At 31.4% G+C, this 22,131-nt stretch carries 24 protein-coding genes; 22 read left to right on the top strand and 2 right to left on the bottom strand.

The features are described from left to right. Positions 1 to 233: 233 nt before the first annotated feature. Positions 234 to 482: a ferredoxin gene (locus AN960_RS03275; protein WP_056466764.1), complete on the bottom strand. Its 249-nt coding sequence runs from the start codon at positions 480 to 482 to the stop codon at positions 234 to 236. A gap of 320 nt (positions 483 to 802) precedes the next feature. Here AN960_RS03275 and AN960_RS03270 point away from each other — a divergent pair, with 320 nt between their 5' ends. The 14 genes from AN960_RS03270 (at position 803) to rpsA (ending at position 14,101) form a co-directional block, all read left to right on the top strand. After that, positions 803 to 1,876, top strand: coding sequence for a YpbB family protein (locus AN960_RS03270; protein ID WP_056466761.1), 1,074 nt, complete (start codon positions 803 to 805; stop codon positions 1,874 to 1,876). Next, complete coding sequence (locus AN960_RS03265; RefSeq protein ID WP_056466758.1) at positions 1,863 to 3,380, top strand: RecQ family ATP-dependent DNA helicase; 1,518 nt, start codon at positions 1,863 to 1,865, stop codon at positions 3,378 to 3,380. Before AN960_RS03270 ends, AN960_RS03265 begins: the two co-directional genes overlap by 14 nt. A gap of 9 nt (positions 3,381 to 3,389) precedes the next feature. Further along, complete coding sequence (locus tag AN960_RS03260) at positions 3,390 to 3,974, top strand: CPBP family intramembrane glutamic endopeptidase (protein WP_056466755.1); 585 nt, start codon at positions 3,390 to 3,392, stop codon at positions 3,972 to 3,974. Then, the gene (locus AN960_RS03255; protein ID WP_056466751.1) at positions 3,971 to 4,588 is read left to right on the top strand and encodes a LysM peptidoglycan-binding domain-containing protein; all 618 of its coding nucleotides are present in this window, start codon (positions 3,971 to 3,973) and stop codon (positions 4,586 to 4,588) included. The genes AN960_RS03260 and AN960_RS03255 overlap by 4 nt, the downstream gene beginning before the upstream one ends. Before the next feature lie 113 nt (positions 4,589 to 4,701). Further along, a complete protein-coding gene (locus AN960_RS03250) occupies positions 4,702 to 5,334 on the top strand; it encodes a CBS domain-containing protein (protein WP_056466747.1) in 633 nt (210 codons plus the stop codon). 388 nt (positions 5,335 to 5,722) lie between these two features. Beyond that, on the top strand, positions 5,723 to 6,373 hold the full coding sequence (locus tag AN960_RS03245) for a hypothetical protein (RefSeq protein ID WP_056466744.1): 651 nt from the start codon (positions 5,723 to 5,725) through the stop codon (positions 6,371 to 6,373). A gap of 33 nt (positions 6,374 to 6,406) precedes the next feature. Next, a complete protein-coding gene (locus AN960_RS03240) occupies positions 6,407 to 7,315 on the top strand; it encodes a MerR family transcriptional regulator (protein ID WP_156339601.1) in 909 nt (302 codons plus the stop codon). Between the two features lie 76 nt (positions 7,316 to 7,391). Then, positions 7,392 to 8,000 carry a genetic competence negative regulator gene (locus AN960_RS03235; protein WP_056466738.1) on the top strand — a complete coding sequence of 203 codons (609 nt, stop codon included), beginning with the start codon at positions 7,392 to 7,394 and terminating at the stop codon, positions 7,998 to 8,000. Positions 8,001 to 8,236: 236 nt separating this feature from the next. Next, entirely contained in the window at positions 8,237 to 9,517 is a 1,281-nt protein-coding gene (locus AN960_RS03230; protein WP_056466735.1) for a Glu/Leu/Phe/Val family dehydrogenase, read from the top strand. Positions 9,518 to 9,658: 141 nt separating this feature from the next. Next, on the top strand, positions 9,659 to 10,630 hold the full coding sequence (locus AN960_RS03225) for a YpdA family putative bacillithiol disulfide reductase (protein WP_056466732.1): 972 nt from the start codon (positions 9,659 to 9,661) through the stop codon (positions 10,628 to 10,630). A 123-nt stretch (positions 10,631 to 10,753) separates the two neighbouring features. Next, positions 10,754 to 11,722, top strand: a complete 969-nt coding sequence (locus tag AN960_RS03220; protein WP_056466728.1) for an asparaginase — start codon at positions 10,754 to 10,756, stop codon at positions 11,720 to 11,722. A gap of 148 nt (positions 11,723 to 11,870) precedes the next feature. Further along, positions 11,871 to 12,056: a DUF5359 family protein gene (locus tag AN960_RS23870; protein WP_069031855.1), complete on the top strand. Its 186-nt coding sequence runs from the start codon at positions 11,871 to 11,873 to the stop codon at positions 12,054 to 12,056. 137 nt (positions 12,057 to 12,193) lie between these two features. Then, entirely contained in the window at positions 12,194 to 12,874 is a 681-nt protein-coding gene (cmk, locus tag AN960_RS03215) for a (d)CMP kinase (RefSeq protein WP_056466725.1), read from the top strand. A gap of 108 nt (positions 12,875 to 12,982) precedes the next feature. Beyond that, positions 12,983 to 14,101 carry a 30S ribosomal protein S1 gene (rpsA, locus tag AN960_RS03210; RefSeq protein WP_056466722.1) on the top strand — a complete coding sequence of 373 codons (1,119 nt, stop codon included), beginning with the start codon at positions 12,983 to 12,985 and terminating at the stop codon, positions 14,099 to 14,101. 47 nt (positions 14,102 to 14,148) lie between these two features. Here the strand turns inward: rpsA and AN960_RS23865 are convergent, their stop codons facing one another. After that, a complete protein-coding gene (locus tag AN960_RS23865) occupies positions 14,149 to 14,286 on the bottom strand; it encodes a YpzI family protein (protein WP_082459340.1) in 138 nt (45 codons plus the stop codon). Between the two features lie 127 nt (positions 14,287 to 14,413). Here AN960_RS23865 and AN960_RS03205 point away from each other — a divergent pair, with 127 nt between their 5' ends. From AN960_RS03205 to hbs, 8 genes are all read left to right on the top strand, one after another. Beyond that, positions 14,414 to 15,004, top strand: coding sequence for a YphA family membrane protein (locus AN960_RS03205; protein ID WP_056466720.1), 591 nt, complete (start codon positions 14,414 to 14,416; stop codon positions 15,002 to 15,004). A 132-nt stretch (positions 15,005 to 15,136) separates the two neighbouring features. Beyond that, complete coding sequence (der, locus tag AN960_RS03200) at positions 15,137 to 16,447, top strand: ribosome biogenesis GTPase Der (protein ID WP_056466717.1); 1,311 nt, start codon at positions 15,137 to 15,139, stop codon at positions 16,445 to 16,447. Positions 16,448 to 16,467: 20 nt separating this feature from the next. After that, a complete protein-coding gene (locus tag AN960_RS03195) occupies positions 16,468 to 17,523 on the top strand; it encodes an NAD(P)H-dependent glycerol-3-phosphate dehydrogenase (RefSeq protein ID WP_056466714.1) in 1,056 nt (351 codons plus the stop codon). Between the two features lie 322 nt (positions 17,524 to 17,845). Then, a complete protein-coding gene (locus AN960_RS03190) occupies positions 17,846 to 18,115 on the top strand; it encodes a stage VI sporulation protein F (protein WP_056466710.1) in 270 nt (89 codons plus the stop codon). A gap of 443 nt (positions 18,116 to 18,558) precedes the next feature. Continuing rightward, on the top strand, positions 18,559 to 18,756 hold the full coding sequence (locus tag AN960_RS03185; protein WP_056466707.1) for a DUF2768 domain-containing protein: 198 nt from the start codon (positions 18,559 to 18,561) through the stop codon (positions 18,754 to 18,756). Between the two features lie 20 nt (positions 18,757 to 18,776). Further along, entirely contained in the window at positions 18,777 to 19,493 is a 717-nt protein-coding gene (locus tag AN960_RS03180; RefSeq protein ID WP_056466703.1) for a YphF family lipoprotein, read from the top strand. Positions 19,494 to 19,689: 196 nt separating this feature from the next. Then, positions 19,690 to 21,168 carry a stage IV sporulation protein A gene (gene spoIVA, locus AN960_RS03175; RefSeq protein ID WP_056466697.1) on the top strand — a complete coding sequence of 493 codons (1,479 nt, stop codon included), beginning with the start codon at positions 19,690 to 19,692 and terminating at the stop codon, positions 21,166 to 21,168. A 472-nt stretch (positions 21,169 to 21,640) separates the two neighbouring features. Continuing rightward, the gene (gene hbs, locus AN960_RS03170; protein ID WP_056466694.1) at positions 21,641 to 21,913 is read left to right on the top strand and encodes a non-specific DNA-binding protein Hbs; all 273 of its coding nucleotides are present in this window, start codon (positions 21,641 to 21,643) and stop codon (positions 21,911 to 21,913) included. Positions 21,914 to 22,131: the final 218 nt, after the last annotated feature.

Below are 22,131 nucleotides of genomic sequence, written 5' to 3'. Positions count from 1 at the left end.
TTCATCCTCTCTTGATGTTTTGTTTATTATAACGAATTATTAGATTATTCTAAATATGTAAAATAAGGAAATAATTAAGAACGGGGTTTTGATTATTAATTGTATAGGTCCGGCAATGAGTGATTTAGAAATTACAGGAAGGACGGAACAGTAGAATTAGCAATTCGGCTAGCTCGTGTTTTTTTATTAAAAAAAATAAAAAAAGCGACGAAATAACTTCGTCGCAGTTTTTACTATTCGAATTTTAAAGCGTCGCCATCAAATGATTCGTCAGCAACTTTGATTGAGTCTGTTGGGCATCCTTCGAATGCATCCATCATGTCATCAACTAAAACGTCTGGAATTTCAACGATTCCTTGGTTATCATCTAGAGTAACGTATGCGATCCCTTCATCATCATAGTCATAGATATCAGGTGCAGCTGCGCCACAAGCGCCACATGCGATACAAGTGTCTTTATCAACGATTGTATATTTTGCCATTGTATTGACCTCCCAAATTATTCCCTGTTTATGTTACAGATACTATTTTTGTAATGTACCTGTAAACATTTTAAAACGGTTTCCAAAACTTTTCAATATAATTGTACAAGGTTTTGAAAAAAACGAGAAATGATGAAATCTCAAATAAAATAAATAATGATTTTTATATGCTTAAAATGGTTTGGTTATTGATACATATGATAAGCTAGAAGAAATAAAAACTATTTAGAAAAAATGCACAAATATTTTTGTACTACTAATTATTATTCGAAAAAATATTCAAATATATTAATGGAATAATTTTATTTGAGAGGTTTATGATGTCTAATCTATCAATATTGGAAGAAATCTTCCTTTTTTTACTTCATCGATATAATGCTGAACGAACGATCCAAGGTATAATGTATTTATTAAAAGGTAAACAAAGTGCTCAAATTATTCAAGATTCTCATTTTTATCATGTCACATCATTTTTTGGGCTTTTTCATTTCCTCACTCATCAGAATATGCAAGAAATTATAAATGGGTTAGAGGTTAAAGGGTATATAAGTCAAACGGAAAATAAAAATATCTATTTGTTAAATAAAAATGGTCAAGCTTATCTAGAAAATCAAAAATTACAGTTTATGGAGTTTAAATATATAAATGGTCTAAGGTTTTCTAGTATTCAAAAGATATTTTGGAAAAGATTTTCATTGTTCTTTCAAACAGTTTCAAATCTGAATATGAATTTAAAATATTTTAGGGCAGTAATTCAAGACCAAGATATACAAGAATGGGTAAAAAATGAAATTCTTAATTTTACAGGGAATAAAAACGAATTAGTTAATCAATTTTATAATGAATTACATACAATTTTAGAAAATCTAAGTGATGAAGACGCATTACTATTTGTGAAACGATTGTCTGGAGCAAATGCTTATGGCATGACTTTAGAACAGATTGCATCTGAACACAAAGTGAGTGTTGAGAAAATTTATCTCAAATCGATTAATACTTTGCATCATATGATCACCATTTTAGTTGAGCCTAAAAATAATTATCCTTTTTTAAGTAAATTTGTTAATGGAGATAAAAGTACTAATATTACGAATACTTCGATTGAAACGAAGAAATTATTTGCTGAGGGTAGAACAATTCAAGAAATAGCTGCGATTCGTAATTTAAAGATTAGTACAATAGAGGATCATATTGTTGAGTGTGTATTAGGTGATAAATTATTTCCAATTAATCAATTTATTACGACAAAACAATTTACATTAATAAAAAATAAAATTATTGAGCTAAATACAAGGAAATTAAAAATTATTAAAGAAGCTTTATTAAATGAGGTAACATATTTTCAAATTCGTATTACTCTTGCAAGAATGGGTGATTTACATGGACCTAAATAAAGTTCTATACGAAAAGTTCGGTTATTCAAGTTTTCGAAATAACCAAAAAGAAATTATTAATGACTTGTTAAACTCGAAAGATGTTTTAGCGATGCTTCCTACTGGTGGGGGGAAGTCATTATTATATCAATTAACAGGGCTACTATTGCCTGGCGTTGTAGTAATCGTTTCACCATTACTTTCACTTATGGAGGACCAGGTAGAACAAATTAAAGCATTTGGAGATAAACGAGTCATTGCACTAAATAGCTTTAGAAGTTTTGAGCAAAAAAAATATTTGTTTAAAAATATTAGCAGCTATAAGTTTATATTTGTTTCGCCTGAAATGTTACAAAATCAATTTTTAATTCAAAAACTTTTTGCTTCTAAGGTCTCGTTATTTGTTGTTGATGAAGCACATTGTATATCACAGTGGGGGCATGATTTTAGGCCAGAATATAAAACTTTAGGAGAAATTAAGCAGAAATTAAATAATCCGACGGTTTTAGCTTTAACCGCTACAGCTAGCAAAAATGTGCGGGAAGAAATAATTGAAACTTTACAGTTAAAACATGTTCAAAAATATATCAATTCAGTTAATAGAGAGAATATATCAATTCAAGTTGAAAAAGTAGATTCAGAAGTAGAAAAGCTCAAGTCATTAACTGACCATCTTTCAAAATTAACAGGTCCAGGCATTGTCTATTGTGGTACAAGAGCTACTTGTGAGAAAATTTCACATACCATAAGAGAAAAGTTAAATTGCAAAGTTGCTTATTATCATGGTGGAATGGAGCATGAGCAAAGAATTTTAATTCAACAACAATTTATTCAAAATCAAATAGATATCATCGTTTGTACAAGTGCTTTTGGTATGGGAATTAATAAACCGAATGTAAGGTTCGTGATTCATTATCAGTATCCGTCAAACATTGAGAATTATCTTCAAGAAATTGGACGTGCCGGCCGAGATGGTGAGCCCAGTATAGCAATACTAATCATGTGTGAAGAAGATCATGAGTTACCATTAAGGTTAATTGATGACGAAATCCTTTCTGTAAATCAAGTTGAGTCTTTTCTAGCTTATTTAAAAAGATTAGAAGAAAATCCGATAAAATTGACTGAAACCCTTGTGTCTAATTGGAAATCAGTTTTTCAATTTAGTGAAATACAATGGACGACGCTTCATTCTGAAATGGTCAAATTTAATATAATTGAAAATGAACACTTGTATTTAGAAAAAATAAATTATGGCTTATTAGAATCGATTAAAGAATTAATTTCCGAGAGAAAAAAAGTAAAATATTTAAAACTCAAAGCGATGATTGATTTTCTATCTTCAACAACTTGTTATCGCGAAAAATATCTTTTACTTTTTGATGAAATATTAGTACAGAAACCAATAAATTGCTGTAACATTTGTGGTATATCGTTTGAAGAGTATTGTTCAAATGATCATGAGAAATATATAAATACAAACGTAATTTCATGGGAACAAGAATTAAGAAATAAATTGGGGCTGTGAGGAATCTATATGGAAAGCGAATTAAACCGACAAGAAATTTCTGCTAACTATTTGAAGAAAAGCGTATACGGTACGCAGTTAATCATTTTAGTAATCGCAATTTTATGTATTGCTTTTTTCGTTGGTACAGAAAAATTTATAGATGATTTACATTTATTTAAAAGTTATAAAACATATTTATATGGATTCGGTGCTGGATTTTCACTCGTCTTATTTAATATTTTATTAAATTATACGATTCCAGAGCGTTTGTTGGATGATGGCGGTTTTAATAAAAGATTCTTTACGTCACTTTCAGTTCCTGAAATGACATTACTTTGTATTTTGATCGCATTATCAGAAGAATTACTTTTTAGAGGATTTATTCAAGCTAAATTTGGACTAATTATTGCATCAGTTGTTTTCGCTTTAGTTCATTTTCGCTATGTGAAAAAACCGATTTTACTTACGATTGTATTAATTGAAAGTTTTTTCTTAGGTTACTTGTATTTGAAAACAAATAATATAGTAATTGTATTTATCGCACATTTTATCTTAGATTATGTTTTAGGAATGTATATGAAATTAAGTTTGGAAAGTGAAGACAAAGAATGAAAAATGAGCTTCAGAATAATAGTATTGCTGACTTAAGTCGAAAGAAAAAAAATAAGAAATCAAAAAATAAGAAAATAAATGATCAGAATAAAGCAGTTGATCTGTTAAATTTACCACCAAGAAGTGAAACAATGAAAATAAAAGAGGATCTACAAAGACCCTGGTGGAAAATAAAATATCCTTTAATCACTGCTTTAGTCATACTTTTTATCATGCTACCATTTGGAGTGGTTAAGTTTGTACATAGTAAATACGATAAAATTTTTACTGAAAAAGGAAGTTTAATCATACCTTCAAATAAATTTGAAAAAGTTGAATTAGCTACTACCGATCATGTTAAAAAACAAAAAAAGAATGAAACACAGAAAAAAGCTCCAATCAAAAAAGAAATAAAAAATGTAGTAAAACCTCCAACAGATTCAAGTGAAACTGTTGGAGTGGAAGAAATTAATCACGAAGTCAAAAAAGGAGAAACATTATTTACTATTTCAATGAAATATTACGGTAATCGTGATGGCGAAGAAATTATTCAAGATGCAAATCATTTAAATGGGATTGAAGTGACGCCTGGCCAGATCTTAAAAATCCCATTAAATGTCGATGTGGATAAATAATGTTAAGAGATACATAAAAGGCAATGAAATTGAAATTCAAAATCTAGACAAATTCGCTTTGATTTGATGCTTCCAATCTATGTTATAAATAGAGGGAAGGGAAGTGTTATAGTATGTTAGCAAAGCATAGAATGCTTCAAAACCATCAAGTAATTACGATCCAATCTAATAAAACTGTAGAGTTTGCAATTAATCTCTTATTGGAAAAGCAAATAGATAGCGTACCTGTATTAACGGGAAATAAATATGTTGGAATGATTTCACAAGCAGAGATTTTTAGAAGATGCTTTTTTAGTGAATTACGAAAAGAAGAATATACAAAGAATCTAAAAATAGGTGAAATCGCAACACATCAAACAATCTGTGTTAAATCAGAAGAGCCATTTGAAGATACAATGAACTCGTTAAAAAAATACCCATCAATTGCAGTAGTTGATGATGAGAGAAATTTTGTTGGACTAGTTATAAGATATGACGTAATTGAGATTTTTCAAGAAGTACTTGGAAAGGATTGTCGGGGAATAAGAATTTCAATGACAAGTATGGAGAAGGAAGGGCAATTAGCAAGATTACTTGATTATCTTCACAATTTCAAGATTAATATTATTTCGCTAGTAACTTTTGATTCAAAAGATCAGTTATTAAGAAGAATTGTCTTAAAAATAGATGATAATAAAAATATCGATAAAATTTTACGTAAATTTGAAGAGATTGGTCTAAGAATAGTATCTGTTACAAATGAATAAGAAAATTCTACAGTTAAACACAAATAATATTATTTTAGTTTCGCAGTTTTCTTGGAACAAAAAATTGATTAATTATAGTTTTTTGCATAGACGACAATAGACAATTAAACCATTTTTTACTCAAATTAAAAACTTATGCCCATTTTGTAATAATGGATATAAGTTTTTTGTTGTTTAAAATTTTTCAATTTCTACTAGTTTTTGTATAATAAATAAAAGCACTTTGAACTATAACAAAAAGAAATAGATAAAGTTGATTTTTTTAAAAAGAAGTAAAATCAGGAAATAAGCCGATATTTACTTTGTTGATGGGTTAAGTTACAAGGGGGAAATTAAAATAAAATTATTATTATCGATCGGATTCGTATTAATAGTAGCAATTATTCTATTGCTAAATCGAAAAAGTAAACTAGAAATTATTAATAAAAAAATTAAAATAAAGCATTTAGATGATTCATTACAGTCAATTCAGCTTATATGGGTTCCAAATATAGGTGATATTCCTTTTAAATTGAGTGAGATTGAAAAAATTTGCAATCATAATACATTAATCCTTTTAAGCGGTTACTCAAAAAAGAAATCAAAGAAATATAATGATGAAAACATCCACTATTTATCATCTTTGGCTCCAGTATATTTTTTGTGGAATGATTTTGATTATAGTGGCAACTATAGAGATCTAAATGCATTATTACTAGATTGTAAAGTTACAATTTTAGAAAATAAAAGTGCTTCATTTGAGACTGAAAATGGGACAAAGTTTTCGATTGTTGGTTTAGATGATGTGAAAACAAAAAGAGATGATTTAAACTTTGCACTTGAAGAGCGATATGAAGACGATCTTAGTATTTTAACAAGCTATACTGAAGTCAAGGATAGTAAAAGTAGTAATTTTGAAAGTATTCAAGTTTATCTGTTTGAAAGAAGTCAAATAAATGTAAATCGAAATCAGAAAACGGTATATTTGGAGCTACATAACAATAAAGGAATTCGAAAACAAAACACAATAACTGTTTTAAATTTTGAAGTTATGAAATAAGTGTTTCTTGTTTACATGCAGGAGGAAAGAAAATTGGCCCAAATAGGAAAGTACAATATTAAAGCAATTTCTAACATTGTTGGGATATTACCAGGCACATTAAGAGCTTGGGAAAGAAGATATAATATCATAAGTCCTGTACGAAATGATGCTGGCCATCGACTATATACAGAAGAACATGTTTATATTTTAAAATGGCTCGTTCAAAAAGTTAATGAAGGATTTACAATTGGACAAGCAATTAATTTATACGAAGCAAAAGGGCATAAATCGTCTAATGACAGTTCTCTTACTGAAAATTTACAATCAGATGCTCTAGTAAATCGAATTGTTTCTTCATTATTATCTTTTGAAGAAAGTGAAGCCCACAATTATGTGAATGACGCATTTAGTCTTTTTTCTGTAGATAAAGTATTATTTAAAATTATTTCTAAGGTTTTCATATTAATAGGTGATAAATGTCGTAATGGTGAAATTACAAGTGCCCATGAACATTTTGCAACATCTTTTCTGAGAACGAGATTAGGGATGATTTATCAAAATTTACCTAACAATAAACATTTGCCAAAGTTAATCGCGGTTTGTGGACCTGAAGAAAAGCACGAACTAGGTTTATTAATATTTACGATCTACTTAAGAAGAATCGGTTTTCAAGTTATTTATTTAGGCGCATCAATCGATTCAAATGATGTTGAACAAGTAATTAATGAAGTGAACCCAGCTGGATTTATCATGACTTGTACTTTAAGGGAAAATTTAAAGAAAACAATTGATCTAGCCATCATAATCAAAAAAATTAAACCTGATATCATTATTGGAATTGGTGGACATGCAGTTTCAACTTGTGAGAGCCCAATTATGGATTCCATACAGGAATTTTATATAGGTAATCAACAATCGAACTGGGATGAATGGTTAAAGCAGAATTTTAATTATAAATGAATTTTGACTTTAGAATCACCAAAATTATATAAAAACATAAACTGTACTATGGTAAATGCAGCAAGGAGGCTAGTTCATGAGGTTGGAACGGTTGAACTACAATAAAATAAAAGTTTTTCTTACATCTGATGATTTATCTGAACGTGGTCTGACAAAAGAAGACTTATGGTACAATGCACCAAAAGTTCAACAGCTTTTTCAAGATATGATGCATGAAGCTAGCGTAGAACTAGGTTTCGAAGTAGATGGAAAAGTATCCGTTGAAGTTTTCTCTCTTCAAGCTCAAGGGATGGTTGTTATTGTAACAAAATCCGATGATATTGAAGAAGAGGAAGATGAATTTCAAGACGATTTTATCTCGATGGAAGTAATCCTAGATGAAAGTGAACATATATTGTACGAGTTTTCTACTTTAGATGATCTAATCCTACTTTCTGAAAAATTATTTTCATGTGAAGCTTTAGGTGGGAGATTATTCTCTTTTGAAAATACGTTTTACTTAAAGTTCGAAGAGAATGAAATAGGAAGACTAGATCGTGAAACATTTTATGCGATATTAGCTGAATATGGTAATCCTTCCACAAGAACAATTTACCGTATTATTGAATATGGTAAAGAACTTATCTCGGAAAATGCTATTGAACAACTGCATTTTTATTTCGTTAAAAATAAAGCCTCTCAGTAATTTATTACGAGAGGTTTTACTTTTGTAAATTTTTATTAATATATTGTATTTCTTCACATTCTTTTCTTTTCAAATTTTGGAAATAGGAGTATAATGACCTTAGAAAACGCTTACATTAAACGAATATTATATTTTGTTTTCTATGTGTTTATAACTTTCAAAATGGGATGGAAAGTTGTATACTAATTTCAGAATGAATGAATCTTTTCATAGTTCAAATTTCTAGGGGGTTTACAATGGTTGCCGAGAAATCTACAGAGAAAAATAGCAACACTGAAGAACAATTAGATGTACTAGCGCCTACACAAGTAGTTATTAAAGAAGCGTTAGAAAAATTAGGATATTCAAATGAAATGTATGAACTTTTAAAAGAACCAGTTCGTATGATGACTGTAAAAATTCCGGTTCGCATGGATGATGGACAAGTGAAAATTTTCACTGGTTACAGAGCTCAACATAATGATGCAGTAGGACCAACTAAAGGTGGTATCCGTTTCCATCCAAATGTAACAGAAAATGAAGTAAAAGCCCTTTCAATCTGGATGAGCTTAAAATGTGGAATTGTAGATTTACCATATGGTGGAGGTAAAGGTGGAATCGTTTGTGATCCACGTGATATGTCATTCCGTGAGTTAGAAAGACTTAGCCGCGGTTATGTTCGTGCAATTAGCCAAATCGTAGGACCAACTAAAGATATTCCAGCTCCAGACGTATTTACAAACTCACAAATTATGGCTTGGATGATGGATGAATATTCTAGAATAGATGAATTTAACTCACCTGGTTTTATTACTGGTAAACCATTAGTACTAGGTGGATCTCACGGCCGTGAAACAGCTACTGCTAAAGGTGTAACGATTGTAATTCGTGAAGCAGCAAAACGTAGAGGTATTGAATTAGAAGGTGCACGAGTTGTTATCCAAGGATTTGGTAATGCAGGTAGCTTCTTAGCGAAATTCATGCATGATGCTGGCGCAAAAGTTATTGGTATTTCTGATGCTTATGGTGCACTTCATGATCCAAACGGCTTAGACATTGATTATTTATTAGATCGTAGAGATAGCTTTGGTACAATTACTAAACTATTTAATAATACAATTTCAAATAAAGAATTATTAGAATTAGATTGTGATATCTTAGTTCCAGCAGCGATTGAAAATCAAATTACAAAAGATAATGCTCATAATATTAAAGCAAATATTGTAGTTGAAGCTGCAAACGGACCAACAACTCTTGAAGCTACTAAGATTTTAACAGAGCGCGGAATTTTATTAGTTCCAGACGTATTAGCTAGTGCTGGTGGCGTAACTGTTTCTTACTTTGAATGGGTACAGAATAACCAAGGTTACTACTGGACTGAAGAAGAAGTAGAAGATCGATTAGAAAAAGTTATGGTACGTTCATTTAATAATATTTATGAAACAAGTGTAAATAGAAAAGTAAATATGCGATTAGCTGCTTACATGGTTGGTGCGCGTAAAATGGCTGAAGCTAGCCGATTTAGAGGTTGGGTATAAGATTATATTTGAAGTTAAAAACAAGGTGGAAAATATCCACCTTGTTTTTTTTGATTAGCTATTATTAGACAAATTGAATATTTTACGTAAAATAGAAATAGTAAATAAATCTAAGACTCTAGTTTATTGGAGATGTTTCAAATGGAAAAAGTTGAAGTTCTGATCATTGGCGGAGGACCCTGTGGTATTGCAGCTTACTTAGCATTAAAAAATAAGGGGATATCTGCATTAATAATTGAAAAAGGAAATATTGTCCATACCCTCAGTCGTTTTCCAACGCATCAAACATTTTTTAGTACAAGTGAAAAATTAGAAGTGGGAAATATTCCATTTATTATTGAAGGTAGAAAACCAAAAAAACACCAAGCTCTAGCATATTACCGTGATGTTGTTAAACGAAATAACATTAAAATTAATGCATATGAAGAGGTAAAAACAGTTAGTAAGAAAAATGATTTTATCATCGAATCCGTTACAATAAACGGTGAAGAAAAACGTTATGAAGCAAAAGCGGTAATTGTAGCAACTGGATATTATGACCAACCAAACTATTTATCGACGCCTGGTGAGCAGCTTAGTAAAGTTTCACACTACTTTTTTGAAGGTCATAAACATTTTAATCAGAAGGTTGTCATTATTGGTGGTAAAAACTCAAGTGTTGACGCAGCACTAGAATTAGAAAAATGTGGAGCAGATGTAACTGTACTTTATAGAGGTAGCTCTTATTCACCAAGTATTAAACCATGGGTTCTACCAGAATTCGAGGCACTTGCCCGTTCTGAAACAATTAAAATGGAATTTAACGCAAATCTAATTGAAATCAAAGAATCATCAGTAGTATACGAAAAAGAAGGGCAAATAATTGAGATTGAGAATGACTTTGTCTATGCCATGACAGGATACCACCCAGATCATACATTAATTAAAAGTATGGGCGTAAAAGTTGATGATACAACAGGAAGACCTTTATTTAATCCAGAAACGATGGAAACAAATATTGAAGGTATTTATATTGCAGGGGTAATTGCTGCAGGAAACAATGCAAACGAAATTTTTATAGAAAATGGTCGTTTTCACGGTGACTTAATAGTTTCCCACTTAGCTAGTAAATAAAAATTTTAATTAAACTAAAAACGTAGCGATGCTACGTTTTTTTTATTAACGATTTTCAAGCCGTTTTCTGTTTACTTAAAGAATTTTAAAATGTTATAATTTCATGTGAAATGAGGTGCTAAAATGAAAAAAGTAGTATTAATAACAACGGGTGGAACGATTGCTAGCAAACCAAATGCAGAATCAGGTAAGTTAGATTCTGGAGCATTGTCAGGACAAGAAATTGCAGATATGCTCAATTTACCAAAAGACATAAATGTTATTGTTGATTCTTTTTTCCAAGTTCCAAGTATGCACATAGGCTTCGAACATTGGATGTTGTTAAAGAATAAGATTGAAGAATACTATCAAGATGAAACAATCGATGGGGTTGTTGTTACCCATGGAACTGATACGTTAGAAGAAACGGCTTATTTTTTAGATTTAACAATTGACGATGATCGTCCAGTTGTTATTACTGGCTCTCAAAGATCACCAGGTGAATTAGGTACCGATGCTTTTATCAATTTAAGACATGCTATTTATACTGCATCTGACGAATCTGCTCGAAACGTCGGTACAGTTGTTGTCTTTAATGAACGTATTTTTACTGCAAAATATGTTAAAAAAGAACATGCATCTAATATTCAAGGGTTTAACGTATTTGGATTCGGATACTTAGGTATTATCGATAACGATAAAGTACATATCTATCAAAAACCGGTATTAAAGGATAAATACAAAATTACATGTGAATTACCTCAAGTTGATATCATTAAATGTTATATTGAGGCAAAAGGATATTTAATTAAAGCAGCTGTTGAAAATGGAGCTAAAGGAATTGTCCTTGAAGGCGTTGGAAGAGGACAAGTTTCTCCACATATGACTGAAGAAATTGAAAAAGCTGTTAAAGATGGTGTTAAAGTAATCATCACAACTAGTTCTGAAGAAGGCGAAGTATATCCGACTTATGATTATTACGGAAGTGCCTATGATTTAGTTAATAAAGGTGTTATTTTAGGTAAAGATTATGATAGTAAAAAGGCAAGAATTAAATTAACTGTTATGTTAGCATCCGAAGTGAATGACATTCTTGAAGGATTCTCTAAATAATTTTTACTTGTCTATACATTTCACAAAAACGTGCTTAGCACGTTTTTTTAATTTGTTAAGAGATTGATGAATTAAAAATTAAATTCAAAATTGTGTATAAAATTATTTGAATCTAATCATACTGGTAATAAAAAAGGTATGATCTTAAATGAAAAGAATCGAGCGAATATTATTTAAATTAATTATTATTCAGTTATTTTGTTTAGTCATCAGTCAATACGTCTTATCATTCCCTAGTCTTTCTGTCTATTTAACCAAAATAGAATTGTATGAAGGTGTTACGCAAAAAGCTAAGGACGTCACGAGAGAAGTATATAATCATATTGGTAAATAGGTGAATTCGTCGGAATCATATGGTAATATAAAATAAAGCAGGCTAGCCTGCTTTATTTTTATTTGTTTTAATTTTTTAGGACATGATAAGATTAAAGGTTGCTATTGAAGTAGCACTTTTTTTATGTAGGAGGACTTATGAGTAAAAAAATTAGTATAGCGATAGATGGACCAGCAGCTGCCGGTAAAAGTACAGTTGCAAAGATTGTTGCAAAAAAATTAGGATATGTATACATAGATACAGGTGCCATGTACCGTGCTCTAACCTTTAAAGCAATCCAAAACAATATTGATGTCAATAACGAGATGGATTTAAGTAATTTACTTTCAAATATTACGATCAAGTTAATCCCGGAAGAAGGGACTCAAAAGGTTTTCATCGATGATGTAGATGTTTCAGAGCCAATAAGAACACCAGAAGTAACTAGAAACGTATCATTTGTTGCAAAACATAGTTTAGTTCGTGAAAAAATGGTCGATTTACAACGCCAATATGCCGTAAATGGTGGGGTTGTAATGGATGGAAGAGATATTGGGACTCATGTATTAGTCGGTGCAGAAGTTAAGATCTTTATGATTGCTTCTGTAGATGAACGTGCTCAAAGAAGACATATCGAAAATGTCAAAAATGGTTTTGAAAGTGATTTAGAGCAATTGAAAATAGAAATAGCGACAAGAGACAGAATTGACTCAGAAAGAGAAGTTTCACCATTGAAAAAAGCTGATGATGCAATCTCATTAGATACTACTTCAAAAAACATTGATGATGTCGTAAATGACATATTAACGATAGTCGAAGGGAAAATAAAAAATATTTAGAAGAATTAGTCATCAGATTTCTTGACTTTTCTGCTTATTTATTAGAAGGTAAAAGAGGATAATACATAATTGGCCTATCCATTTTTAAAACATAAGGAGGAATATGACATGGTTGAAAAAGTAATGCCAGAAGTTGGGGAAATTATCTCTTGTGTAGTAGAACAAATTGAAGATAAGCAAGCAATCGTAGGTTTCGGTGGAAAAACAGATGGTATTCTTCCAATAAAAGAAATTTCAAACGTACATATCGAAAACGTAAGTGACGCGCTAACTGTTGGACAAGAAATTGAATTAAAGGTTATTAAAGTTGAAGAAGATACAGTTGTATTTTCTAAACGTGCCGTAGATTCAGTTAAGGCTTGGGAACAATTAGAAGGAAAATTAGCTAGTAAAGAAGTTTTTGAAGTAATCGTTACAGAGCAAGTAAATGGTGGACTAATTGCAGACGTAGGCGTTCGTGGATTTATTCCAGCTTCACTTGTTTCAAAAAAATTCGTTGAAGATCTAGGAAGCTTTGTTGGTCAATCGCTTGAAGTAGTAATTGAAGAACTAGATCGCGAAAAAAATCGAGTAATCTTATCTCATAAAGCTGTTGAGCAATTAAATGAAATTGAAAATCGCCGTCAAGCATACTCTTCTATTAAAGTTGGGCAAATCGTTGAAGGTAAAGTAGAAAGATTAACAAATTTCGGTGCTTTTGTAAATATTGGTGGAATAGATGGGCTAGTCCATGTATCTCAAATGTCTCATAAACGAGTTACAAAACCTGAAGAGATTGTATCTGTAGGAGATACTGTAAAAGTTCAAGTTCTTTCAATTGACACAGATACAAACCGTATTGCTTTATCAATGAAAGCAATTCAGCCAGGACCATGGGATCAATTAAATCCAAGCATTAAAGCCGAGGCGGTTATCGAGGGTACTGTAAAACGTCTTACAAACTTTGGTGCATTTGTAGAAGTACAAAATGGAATTGAAGGATTAGTTCATGTTTCCCAAATTGCTGATAAGCATATTAAAAATCCAAACGAAGTCTTAACTGTTGGTCAAGAAGTAAAAGTAAAAGTTTTAGAAATTAATCCTACTGAAAAACGCTTATCATTAAGCATTAAAGAAGCTGGTGAAGCTGAACTTCAAGAGGATATTGCTAAATACGTACAACCAAGTGAAAGTGGTTTCCAATTAAGCGAACTACTTGGTGATAAGTTAAATAAATTTAAAAAATAATAAAAAATCCTTCAGCCATTTGCTGAAGGATTTTTATTTAGAACACTTTAGTTATGCTGATTTTCTGCTCTTGCCTCTTCAGGTGTGTCTAAACGTGTAGCACCTTTATAATGTATGCTTTGATCTCGATCAGATTCAACTCTTCTAGATTGTTTAAGTTTCTTTTCTTGACGATCTTTTCCCACTCGATTCACCTCCAAAAAAATCTCATTTATAGATTCGTTTTAAATGCAACTTCTTATACACTTTCTTTTCGATTTGATTATTTTTGAATATGAATTGTTCATACTAGTACTATTAGGAGGTTTTTGTGTGCAGGGTAGTTTATTTATATTTACTTCTTGGATTATTGTTTTATTTCTTTTGTTTTATAGGGATCGAACTAAGAAGAATTTCTTGTATTTATCTGGAGTGCTTATATTAATTAGTTGTTCAGCTTATACAATTGATCTATTTTCAATTGAAATAAATCTTTCATATATCATTATAATTTTTATCATAAGCTACTTTATTAGTTTATTAAATTTAATTGAGCAAATAGTTCATTTCTTTAAAGGCTTGATTATAGGAATGACATATAGTGTAGTTACACTGCTATCGATTTATGATCCTGCAAGCTTTTTTATTGATGAGAGAATAATTAGTTCATTTTTAGTATTACTACTTACTTTCTTTTTAAGTAAATCCTATTATGACAAAATTCGTTATATAACAATCGGTCTAGTTCAGGGAGAAATTTTTAATTATATTACGTTTAAGTCGATTGATTTTAAATATATAATTGGAGATTTAAGTTGGTTTGATACATTATTAATGTCTATTTTATTATTGTCAGCAATTCAATTCATAGTAATTTACGTATCAAAAGTAAGTCTCAAAAATAGAAAATTACTAAAAAGTTGAAGTGTATTGGTTTTTTCTCGTGTTTTTTGTTAAAATAGATAAGTTATTTAAATAAATCAATTTTTAATACTAAACTAAAACTCATTTAGATGATTTAAATGGTACATAGTTATGCTAGGAAGGATGAATTAAATGTCTAAACCGACAGTTGCAATAGTTGGACGACCAAATGTAGGGAAATCAACTATTTTTAATAGGGTAGTGGGAGAAAGAATTTCAATTGTAGAAGATATTCCAGGAGTTACTCGTGATCGTATTTACAGTTCAGGAGAGTGGTTAAATCAAGAATTTAGTTTAATCGATACAGGTGGAATTGACATCGGTGATGAGCCATTTTTAGAGCAAATTCGTCAACAAGCTGAAATCGCAATTGATGAAGCGGATGTTATTATTTTTCTAACAAATGGACGTGAAGGTGTTACAGCGGCAGATGAGGAAGTTGCTAAAATCCTTTATAAAACAAAAAAACCGGTAGTATTAGCCGTTAATAAAGTCGATAATCCTGAAATGAGAAGCGATATTTACGACTTTTATGCATTAGGTTTTGGAGAAGTATTTCCAATCTCAGGTTCACATGGTTTAGGAATAGGTGATTTACTTGATGAAGTTGTAAAACATTTCCCTGAGCAAGAAGATGATAATTACGATGAAGAGACAATTAAATTTAGTTTAATTGGACGACCAAATGTAGGGAAGTCATCTTTAGTAAATGCATTATTAGGTCAAGAACGTGTAATTGTAAGTAATGTTGCAGGAACTACACGTGATGCAGTCGATACGCCTTATTCAAAAGATGGCCAAGACTATGTCATTATCGATACAGCTGGTATGAGAAAAAAAGGTAAAGTTTATGAAAGTACGGAAAAATACAGCGTATTACGTGCTTTACGTGCAATTGAGAGATCAGATGTCGTCTTAGTTGTATTAGATGGTGAAGAAGGTATTATCGAACAAGATAAGAAAATCGCTGGTTATGCTCATCAAGCAGGTAGATCAATTGTTATTGTTGTAAATAAATGGGATGCAGTAGAAAAAGATGAAAAAACGATGAATGATTTCATTGAAAACATTCGAGCACATTTCCAATTCTTAGACTACGCTCCAATTGTATTCCTATCAGCTAAAACGAAGAAACGAACTCAAACTTTATTACCGATGATAAATAAAGCATGTGAAAGCCATAGTTTACGTGTTCCAACAAATGTACTAAATGATGTTATTATGGATGCAATTGCGATGAATCCAACACCTACACATAATGGACAAAGATTAAGAGTGTATTATGCAACTCAAGTAGCAATTAAACCACCAACATTTGTTGTTTTTGTAAATGATCCTGAATTACTTCATTTTAGTTACGAGCGTTTCTTAGAAAATCGTATTAGAGATGCTTTTGATTTCGAGGGATCTCCAATTAAGATTATCGGTCGTGCACGAGCTTAAATTCGAAATATGGATTCTTTATGAAGGGGAGTGTTGATTTGGAAAAAATCGCTGTTTTAGGTGCAGGTAGTTGGGGAACTGCTTTAGCCATGGTTTTATCAGATAATGGGCATACGGTTACTTTATGGGGAAATAAATCCGAACAAATAAATGAAATAAATGAACAACATACGAATAAAAGATACTTACCGGAAATTAATTTACCTCAAAATTTAAAGGGATCGGTTAATTTAAAGGAAGCAATCAATGGGGCTAACTATATTTTGCTTGTTGTACCGACTAAAGCAATAAGAGAAGTTTGTCAGCAATTAAATAATGAATTAATGAACGAAGTTACGATCATCCATGCAAGTAAAGGGATTGAGCCAGACACATCTAAGCGTGTTTCTGAAATGATCTCTGAAGAAATTGATTCGAAATTCTTAAAATCGGTAGTAGTATTATCAGGACCAAGTCATGCTGAAGAAGTTGCTTTAAGACATCCAACGACTGTAACATCGGCATCAAAAAATATGGAAGATGCGGAAATTGTTCAAGAATTATTCTCAAATGGTTATTTCCGTGTATACACAAACGAAGATGTAATCGGTGTAGAAATTGGTGGAGCATTAAAGAATATTATCGCACTTGCTGCTGGTATTACTGACGGACTTGGGTATGGCGACAATGCGAAAGCTGCATTAATGACACGAGGACTTGCAGAAATAATTCGTTTAGGTAAGGCTATGGGAGCGAATACTCAAACTTTTGCTGGTTTAACTGGAATGGGCGACTTAATCGTAACTTGTACGAGTGTCCATAGCCGTAACTGGAGAGCTGGTAATTTATTAGGGAAAGGCAAATCTTTAGACGAAGTACTAGATAATATGGGTATGGTCGTTGAAGGAGTTCGCACGACTAAGGCTGCATATCAATTAGCAAAACAAGTAAATGTAGAAATGCCAATTGTTAATGAATTACACGCAGTTTTATTTGAAAATAAAAATCCTAAATTAGCAGTTGATGCACTGATGTCTCGTGTAAAAAAACATGAAGGCGAAAGTACTTCAAACTATATAAGCGATCTTACCGAGTAATTAATTTATATAGTCAGATTAAAAGCATTAAAACTTTGTTTTAATGCTTTTTCTTTGTAAACAAAGTACAAAATACCTGATTTTCAGACTGATTGCAAGCGCTTGTCTTTCGAGGCGCGAAGCCTGGTGAGGAGCGGAATTACCCTAGACGGTATTGAGCACCGCTCAACTGGCGAAGTAACGAGGAAAGCGAGCGTTTAACGGGCAGTCTGAAAGCATTAAAACTTTGTTTTAGTGCTTTTTCTTTTATGGACTAAAATAGGCGTTTCACCATTTCTCTTTTTTTGCATAGCATATTTGTATAGAAAAGAAGGAGGTTTGAATGGTGACTAATAATAATCCAAATGGTTTCTTCGATAAAATTGAAAAGAAAGCAAATGTAAGCAAATCAGATATTTTTAAAGTCGCTGATTCAGTAAAAGATGCAAACTTTAAAGATGAAGCAACTGTTAGAAAACTAGTTCGTCAAATTGCATTGATGACAGGTCGTCAAGTTTCTAAGGAAAAAGAAGACAAAATCGTTCAAGCAATTGTTACAAATAATATGCCATTAGATTTTCAATCATTAACAAATATGTTTAAACAAAAATAATTGGGCTTATTCTTCAGCGATGTATTTAGTGCATAATCATACATTTTCGCATAATATAGAATGACTTATACCGGATGTATTCTGGTGGGTGTTAGTCGAAGAAGATTACGAAGCAATTGCCCCAGTTTGCTTCGAAGAAAGAAGGAGTATATTTTTACTTTTTCTTTCTTTTTATTTTGCACTTTTAAATATGTGAATGGTCCTGAGTGCCTCCTTGGTTCGTTTTAACAAGGAGGTATTTTGATGGTGTTTGTTAAGGTGTAACTAGTGAATTTGTTCTAATGGATTTTTTATGAAGCAAAGAAATAAATTAATAACTTCCAAGTATACTTAAGCATTAAATAAGTCGATAATGTCTTAATAGGATTAAAAAAGATTTTAATTCAAATCATGTGATTATTTTGATACTATAATAATGGTAGAAAATACATAGGGGGAACATAATGAACGCGGCACATATTAATGAAATTATTTCTTTTGTAGGAATCGGCTTAATGCTTTTATCATTATTTTTAATTTTCTTGAGTAGAAACAAAATAAAAATAAAATTTTTAAAAATGATTACAGCCTTCATTGCATATATGTCTTTAATTATTTCAGGGATTTTAATTACATATATCGTGTTAAGCTGGCCTAGTTAATGAGAATAAAGGGGACTAACATGAAAAAGCTATTTCTTTCCATTCTAATGTGCTTTGTAATTAGTTTATTAAGTGGCTGTTTATATCCACAAGATAAACTTGCACAAAATCAAGTACCATATGATGATCAATTGCAATCTGTTCAAACTGCAGTTAATAAATTTAAGGAAAACAATTCAGGAATGTTACCTATAAAAAACAAGGATATGAGTACACCAATTTATATTAAATATCCAATTGATTTTACAAAACTAACACCTGGCTATTTAAGTGATGCACCTGGTAATTCTTATGAAAATGGTGGGATCTTTCAGTACGTATTAATAGATGCAGAAAAGAATCCGACGGTTAAATTAGTCGATCTTAGAATTGCAGAAAAACTAAGAGATGTATCCTTAAGAGTAGAAGTTTATAAAGATAAACATACATACCCACCAATCAAGAAAACATTGGCTAATGGTGTTTTTCTATTAAACTATAAAAAGATGGGTTTCAAAGAAGAACCGTTCGTAGTCAGTCCTTATAGCAATAAGAACTTACCAATCATAATGGGGAATGATGGGGAGTTCTATGTTGACTATTCAACTGATTTATATGCAAAAATTAAAGAAGCGAAAAATTATATATTCGGTGAAGATATTCGTTCTATTTTAGTAAAAGACTCTCCAATCGTGCCTGCATACTCACTTCCATATACGATTAAAGATGGACAACCGGTGTTTTTAGAACAAAAATAAATAATATAAATCATAATCCTTTGATAAAAGAATACATTTTATCGAAGGATTTTTTTATTTGATCCGAAGTGAGTAAAAAGAAAAAATAAAAAATCTTGTCATAACTCACTAGGACAACATCATAGAATGATATTGTCATAGGTATACTACTTCAAGTCAATTATTCCCATGTATTGATAAATCGGGAGGGGAACACATGGAAAAGATAGATATTTTTAAAGACATTGCCGAGCGCACAGGAGGAGATATCTACTTAGGTGTTGTAGGTGCCGTGCGTACTGGTAAATCAACATTTATTAAACGCTTTATGGAAGCAGTTGTAATCCCTAATATTCAAAATGAAGCGGATCGTGCTAGAGCACATGATGAATTACCTCAAAGCGCTGCAGGTAAAACAATAATGACTACTGAACCAAAATTCGTTCCGAATCAAGGAGTTAAAATTCATGTAGCGGATGGGTTAGATGTAAATATTCGATTAGTAGATTGCGTTGGTTATAGTGTGCCAGGAGCTAAAGGGTATGAGGATGAAAATGGTCCTAGAATGATTAGCACTCCTTGGTATGAAGAACCGATTCCATTTAATGAAGCGGCGGAAATCGGTACAAGAAAAGTTATTCAAGAGCATTCAACAATTGGAGTTGTTGTAACAACTGATGGCACAATTGGAGAAATAGCTAGATATGATTATATCGAAGCAGAGGAAAGAGTAGTTGCTGAATTAAAAGAAGTTGGAAAGCCTTTCATTATGGTGATCAACTCTTCTCAGCCATATCATCCTAATACAGAGGCACTTAGACAAGAACTATCTGAAAAGTACGATATTCCTGTCATTGCATTAAGTGTTGAAGCAATGCGCGAAGGAGATGTAATGAACGTACTTCGCGAAGCTTTATATGAATTCCCAGTCCTTGAGGTGAACGTAAACTTACCTAGCTGGGTATTAGTTTTAAAAGAAAATCACTGGCTACGCCAAAGCTACCAAGAAGCAATACAAGAAACAGTTAAAGATATTAAGCGATTAAGAGATGTAGACTATGTAGTTGGCCAATTTAGTGATTATGAATTTATTGAACATGCACAACTAGCTGGAATAGATATGGGTCAAGGGGTTGCAGAGATTGATTTATCTGCACCAGATGAGTTATATGATCAAGTCTTAAAAGAGGTTGTAGGAGTAGAAATTCGCGGAAAAGATCATTTATTAGAATTAATGCAAGATTTCGCTCATGCAAAACAAGAATATGATCAAGTAGCAGATGCTTTAAGAATGGTTAAACAGACCGGCTATGGAATTGCTGCACCCTCACTTTTAGATATGAGCTTGGATGAGCCAGAAATTATACGCCATGGTTCAAGGTTTGGGGTGAAATTAAAAGCAGTAGCACCTTCTATTCATATGATTAAAGTTGATGTCGAGTCAACGTTTGAACCAATCATCGGAACTGAAAAACAAAGTGAAGAACTTGTTAAATACTTAATGCAAGATTTTGAAGATAATCCATTATCAATTTGGAACTCAGATATATTTGGACGTTCATTAAGTTCAATCGTGCGTGAAGGCATCCAAGCGAAACTTTCTCTAATGCCTGAAAATGCAAGATATAAATTGAAGGAAACTTTAGAAAGAATTATTAACGAAGGAAGTGGCGGTTTAATTGCAATTATCCTTTAATTATTAATTGATCAGGTGGTAAAAACCATCTGATTTTTTTTGTGTTTGCTATAAATAAAGGTTAATCTTTAAAAAATCTAATCGTTATTTTTATTTAAGGAAATGAAATTTGAAGAAAAAACATAGAAAATTAGTAAGATAAAATAAATAATATTCGACAAATTTCAACAAAAGTTAATTTATTAAAAATCATCAAAAAAATTAAAAAAATGCCAATTAATACAGTAATCATCGTACTTTCACGAGACCTTGTAACAAAATTGAAGACGAAACATGAATTTTTCAGAAAAATCACCACCTGTTTTCGAGTAATTCCAACATTTTCTTATAAAACATATTGAAAAAAGCCGTAGAATCGTATAATATAAGGCATGACAAAGAAATTAATTGGAATTTGTTGTATAAAATTTAAAATTTTGGTCACAAATGAAATTAAGAAACATTTCTAAAATTTTGGGAGGAGGTGAAAGACATGAACAAAACAGATTTAATCAATGCAGTTGCTGAAGCTGGTGAATTAACTAAAAAACAAGCTACTTTAGCAGTAGACGCTGTATTCGAATCAATTCTTGGTGCGTTACAAAACGGGGATAAAGTACAATTAATCGGATTTGGTAACTTTGAAGTTCGTGAGCGTGCAGCTCGTAAAGGACGTAATCCACAAACTGGCGAGGAAATCGAAATCGCAGCTAGTAAAGTTCCAGCTTTCAAACCTGGTAAAGCGCTTAAGGATGCAGTAAAATAATTACATAATTTAAGCGAAAAAGAAGGATGCTAATAAAAGCATCCTTCTTTTTTTGCTAAAAAAAGTCCAAAAAGTCCCATGATTTTGGGATCAATCATTAATTTTGGACATAGAAAGCGTTGTTTTTAGGTGATCTTAAAGAAAGTATCCTTCTTTTTTTGCCTATAAAAAAAGAATTATGTTAAAATAAAACGAATCTGATAGTGAATATTAGAATT

This window comes from Bacillus sp. FJAT-25509, assembly GCF_001420605.1.
In the GTDB taxonomy this organism is placed as follows: domain Bacteria; phylum Bacillota; class Bacilli; order Bacillales; family Bacillaceae_G; genus Gottfriedia.
This window is presented reverse-complemented; position numbering and strand designations above follow the sequence as displayed.